General features: G+C 66.8%; 4 protein-coding genes. All 4 read right to left on the minus strand.

Annotated elements, in window-relative coordinates; all coding sequences use genetic code 11:
• Positions 1-743, minus strand: a 743-nt coding sequence (locus AIIKEEIJ_RS31190) for a DEAD/DEAH box helicase family protein (RefSeq protein WP_274387141.1), incomplete at its 3' end; no start/stop codon positions are given.
• 19 nt (positions 744-762) lie between these two features.
• The gene (locus tag AIIKEEIJ_RS31195) at positions 763-2,268 is read right to left on the minus strand and encodes an SCO6880 family protein (protein ID WP_161996140.1); all 1,506 of its coding nucleotides are present in this window, start codon (positions 2,266-2,268) and stop codon (positions 763-765) included.
• Entirely contained in the window at positions 2,265-3,845 is a 1,581-nt protein-coding gene (locus tag AIIKEEIJ_RS31200) for a hypothetical protein (RefSeq protein WP_161996141.1), read from the minus strand. Before AIIKEEIJ_RS31200 ends, AIIKEEIJ_RS31195 begins: the two co-directional genes overlap by 4 nt.
• Positions 3,836-4,675 (minus strand): hypothetical protein, encoded by an 840-nt coding sequence (locus AIIKEEIJ_RS31205; RefSeq protein ID WP_161996142.1) that lies wholly within the window; start codon positions 4,673-4,675, stop codon positions 3,836-3,838. Before AIIKEEIJ_RS31205 ends, AIIKEEIJ_RS31200 begins: the two co-directional genes overlap by 10 nt.
• Positions 4,676-4,805: the final 130 nt, after the last annotated feature.

The following is a 4,805-nucleotide window of genomic DNA, read 5'->3' on the forward strand; positions in this document are numbered from 1 at the left end:
TCCAGACCGCGGGCCGCCACGTCCGTCGCGACGAGGATGTCCAGCGCACCGCTCTTGAGCTGGCCGATGGTGCGTTCGCGCTGGGCCTGCACGATGTCACCGTTGATCGCGCCGGTGCCGTAGCCGACCTCGCTGACCTGCCCGCCGACCTGCTCGGTGAGCACCCGCAGGTCCGGCTTGACGTCACCGGGCACGAGCACCAATGTGCCTCGCGCAATATCGCCAAGGGCGATCCGGCGCAGCAGCGTCGACTTGCCGAATCCGTTGAGGGCGCAGATGAAGCAGGACGGGGCGGTGATCGCCTTCATCTTCCAGGCGTAGAGCGGATCGAAGCCGACGGCCGCGCCGGTGGTCAGATGCCGACCCAGCGGGGTACCCAGCAGCGGGGCCTTCGCGCCGACGATCCACGGGTAGATCCCAGCGACCTGAACCGAGGTGCCCCGGTATTCGACCGGCGGCATCACCGTGGACATCCGGCCACCACCGACCCCGTCGAATCCGCGATCGTCGAGATCGGCGAGCGGGCGGTCGAAGCCGTCGGAATTGATCCGGGTCAACCGCTCCACCGTCGCCCGGCGACTGTACTGGCGATTGACCAGGCTTTTCTTCCATGCCTTCGTGAGCCCGGTGGCGGTGGCGGCCTGCTCTTCGAGCCGGGACAACTCGTCGTCCGACAGCAGAGTCTTGGCGATCTTCTGCGCTGTGAGCAGCCGCGACGATCTCGTGGCGTTGCGTGCACTCATGGATGTGCCCTTTGCGTGTTCAGTTGCTGAGGAAGCTGGGAATGGTGGTGTGGTCGGGGGCGATGACCCCGACACCGAGGGAGGCCGCGAACGCTGCGGCCTGCCAGCACCACGAGCGGCGGATTGTCAGTCGGCTCTGGCGCGAGAGGTCCTCGACCAGGGCGTCGATCTTCGGCACATCGGAGCTGCCGGCCGGTTCGGTCACGGTCACCAGCACGCCGAAGCGCACCATCCCGGCGCCACGGGCCTGTTCCATGCGGGCCTGGGCCGTGGCCGCCAGCTCGATCTGCGACTTCGCCGAACCGATCGATCCGTTCTTGAGCGACCCACCATGTGCTTCGGCCATCGCGTTGCGGTAGTCGCTGTCGGCGATGTCGGTGGCTTCCCCGGCCGAATGCGGGCGGTAGAGCACCGAGACCCGCTTGAGCGGCACCGCCTCGTTCGGGGCCAACAGGCGCTGCAGCACCCGTTCGGTCACCGCGCCCTTGGGTGCTTCGCGCATCTCCCAGGTCACCGACACCGCGCCGTCGTGGACGTATTTGCCGCCGTCGGCGCTTTCCAGGGCGGTCCGCGGACCGCAGTCCTCCCAGGTCAACCCCGTGCCCTCGCCGGAGTACACGCCGGCTTCCACATCGACGAGCGAGGCCGGGTCATAGGAGCGGCGCACGAACGCCATGATCTCGTCGGCATCCATCGGCGAGCAGGGCACACCGGAGCGTGCTGCCGACGCCGTCAGACCGGGCAGACGCCGGCCGAGTTCGACAGCCTGCTCGGAAGGGTCCTGTTTGCGTTCGGTGGTCTTGGCTTCGAAGGTGATCGCGATCCTCGCTGCGAGGCGGATACCGCCGGAGGTCAAGCCGGTGGCGAGCTGGTAGGCCGCATCGCGGGCCAGCTGCGGGGCGTCGGCGCGGGTGTTCTGGTGCACCGTTTCGTACAGCTCGATGCCGGTCTCGGGCAGCGTCTCGACGGTGGTGACCACCGCGAGGATGTCCGAGGTCTCACCGGCCCCGGACAAAAACTGTGCCCAGTTGCCGACATAGTGGTCGATCACGTCCTGGTCGACGGCTTCGGCGCCTTGGGGGTAGGCGTCGAAGACGACGGTGTAGGCATTCTTACTGGGCATGTGGATCATGCCGAAGGTGCGCCCGTCGGAGTCGATGCCTTCGTAGAGCTCGGTCTCGCCGAGCACGCCGGGAAGACGGTAGGCCCGCCCGGGAACGCGGGAGAACGTGCCCGAAGCGTAGGCGTGCTCACCGCGGCGGCGGCCGCGCCAGAACTGGAATCGCATCAGTGCCCTTTCGTAGCCGGAGCGGCCGTCACGGGAGATGACCAGGGGGATGAAGCACACGATCACCGGGATGGCCAGCAGCAATGCGACCGTCATGCCGAGGAACAGGCCCGCGATGATGACGACGGCTGCGGCGGCGATCCCTGCGATCGAGGTGCCGAAGGTGGCTCCGAGCAGGCCGGTGCTGCGGGGCCGGCGCCAGTTGCCGTAGGTGTTGAATGTCGGCTCGTTGCTCACTGTTCGAAGCCCCCTCGGTTGAACTGGTGACCGGCCCCCGTCGCCACAGGCGCATCGAAGCCGGAGTGACCGGAACCGCCCACTCCAGAACTGCCGGACGCAGCGGCACCGGGGGTGCCCGAGTCGTTGCCCTGCGGGCCACCACTGCCGACGGCGGCGCTGCCATCACGGGCGGACGGAGTTCCGTTCTGATTGCCGCCTGCCTGTCCACCCCCGGCACCCCCTGCGGCCCCGAAACCCGACGGGGTAGCCCCACTCGGAGAATTCGAGATGCTCGATGAGGTGGTGCTGGTGGTCGCCGCGCCGGATGCTGCGCCGCTGGCACCGCCGGTGGCGATCATCCCGCCGACCTTCGCGCCGACCGCGGCCACGCCGGCGGCTGCGGCCAGGCCGCTGCCGCCGCCCCCCAGTGCACCGACGTTCGGGACGATCAACCGCATCAGGGCAGGCAGCACCAGCGCCGCAGCGCACAAGGTGATGACCCCGGACAAGGCCATGAACCCGTCGCCGTTCTCGGGGTCGGTAATGGTCGGGGTGGCTTCGAGGAACAGGATCGCCGAGACCCCGATCACGAACGCCCCGACCGGTTTGACCAGCAAGAACGCGATCGTCCAGGCCAGCATCTTCTCGTATGCCTGGCTGCCGACCTTGGTGCCTCCGGCCGCGCCGGCGATCGGCAGCGCCGCTGCCATGAGCACGAGAATGCCGGTGCGCAGCAGCATCAAGAACGCCATCATCAACCCGCCGAGCATGCCGATGATGCCGATCAGAAACAGCAGGCCCACCCCGGCCGGACCCGAATACAGGTAGATCGAGACCATCGCTTCGGCCAGTCGGGACGGGTCGGAGCCGACCGCACTGTCCATGAACCAGGCCGAAATCTGGTCCGACAGTTCGGTGCCGAGCACGATCAGCGTCGATGCTCCCCCGGCGAGCAACGCCGCACGGCCCATCTGCTTGAGGCCCTCTTCCGAGGTGTCGCGGATCGCGCCGGAGCGGGCCAGTGCCAGCCGGCCGCCGAGCAGGATCAGAGACAACGACAGGGCCGCGACCTGGATGTAGAAGGTGTAGTCGTTGACCGTCGCTACCGTGGCCTGGAAGGTGTCCCCGTCCATCTCGGTACCGGTGATCCACCATCCGAGCGCGAACTTCAGGACCGCGACACCGGCGTTGCCGATCCACAGTGCGGTCTTCTCGACCGCGCCTTCCGCGACACCGCCAGCTACTTCTTCAAGCTTGCCCACACCGGCATCGACAACCTCACCGACACCTTCGCCGCAGCTCGGTACGAAATCCGTATCGATGTCCGCGAGAGCTCCGATCCCCTTCAAAGCTGCGCTGACAGCCGTGCCGCCTGGGGTACAGGTCAAGATTCCAGCACCCTCAGACAACGAGAAACCCGAGTCTTGCTCTTCGACTTCGGAGCTATCGGCGCTGGTGCTGGACGAATCCGTCGAGGAGTCCTCTGTTTCCTGTGCAAACGCCGTACCTGCCACGCCGAAAGTGACCACCACCGCGACACACGCAGTAATCAGCAGGCGCAGAAAGCCCGTGAACAGGCTGCGATTCACCACCATTGCTGCCACCCGTCGGCCGGCACCGGCTCGTACTCGACACCCAACGCAGTCGCGTCGCCCTTGAGAACCCACCCGGTGTCCTCGCGCCACACCATCGGAATCTTCGAGGCCACAACCTTCGTGGAGCCATCATCCATTTCCGCGGTGTAGCCGAACTTCACGAGGGCCAGGTCGGGGTTGAAGATCACTTTGATCATCGGCAGAGCCGCGGTCGCCATGCTGTCGGGTAGACCCAGGTCGGCGAACTGCCCCGTCGGATCGGACAGTTTCCCGGCCTGTTCGAGCAGTTCGAGACGATCCGCGCCCCCGGTCACATATGCGAAGTAGTGCGCAGCGGCGAGTGCCGCTCCTTGCGCGGTGCGAGAGAACCCGGTGGCGACACCGTTGTCGGTGAACCCGGTGGGGCCATCGGAAGTCGAGAACGGCAGGTCCATGTTCCCGTGGATGCGCTGGAGCATCACCCCGCTAGGGGCCTGGTCCGCCGGACGGTTCGAGCTGGCCAGAGTGTCGGACAGGATCACACCGTGGGGCTCGAGCGGCACGTAGATAACACGGTTGCCTTTGTCGAAGACCGGGTCCGGCTCGAACAGTCCGTCCTTGTCCTGGGCGGTAGCGCTACTGCCGGTGGTCGGATCGAGAGAGACCAACGGCTCTGCGTCCTCGCCTCGGAAGACCATCACCAGGCTGACCACGACACCGACGACGACGATGATGGCCACCGCCGCCAAGCCAATGGTGAGTTTGGTGGCCGACGATGCGCGTTCGTTCTCGGCTTCGAGCGAGGGAGTATTCTTCTCGTTGGTCGAGTCGGTGGTGTTCTGCTCGGTCACTTACGGGTCTCCTCGAGGTCGACCAGCTCCGACGGCAGCGCGTCGAGGGCGGTGATGGTGGCGGTGTCGTTGCTGGGCAGGTTCAGCCGCCAGTCGTCGTCGATCCACACCACCTGGGTGGTCGCGGAGG

Source organism: Rhodococcus sp. YH1, assembly GCF_009939605.1.
GTDB classification, from domain to species: Bacteria; Actinomycetota; Actinomycetes; order Mycobacteriales; family Mycobacteriaceae; genus Rhodococcus; species Rhodococcus aetherivorans.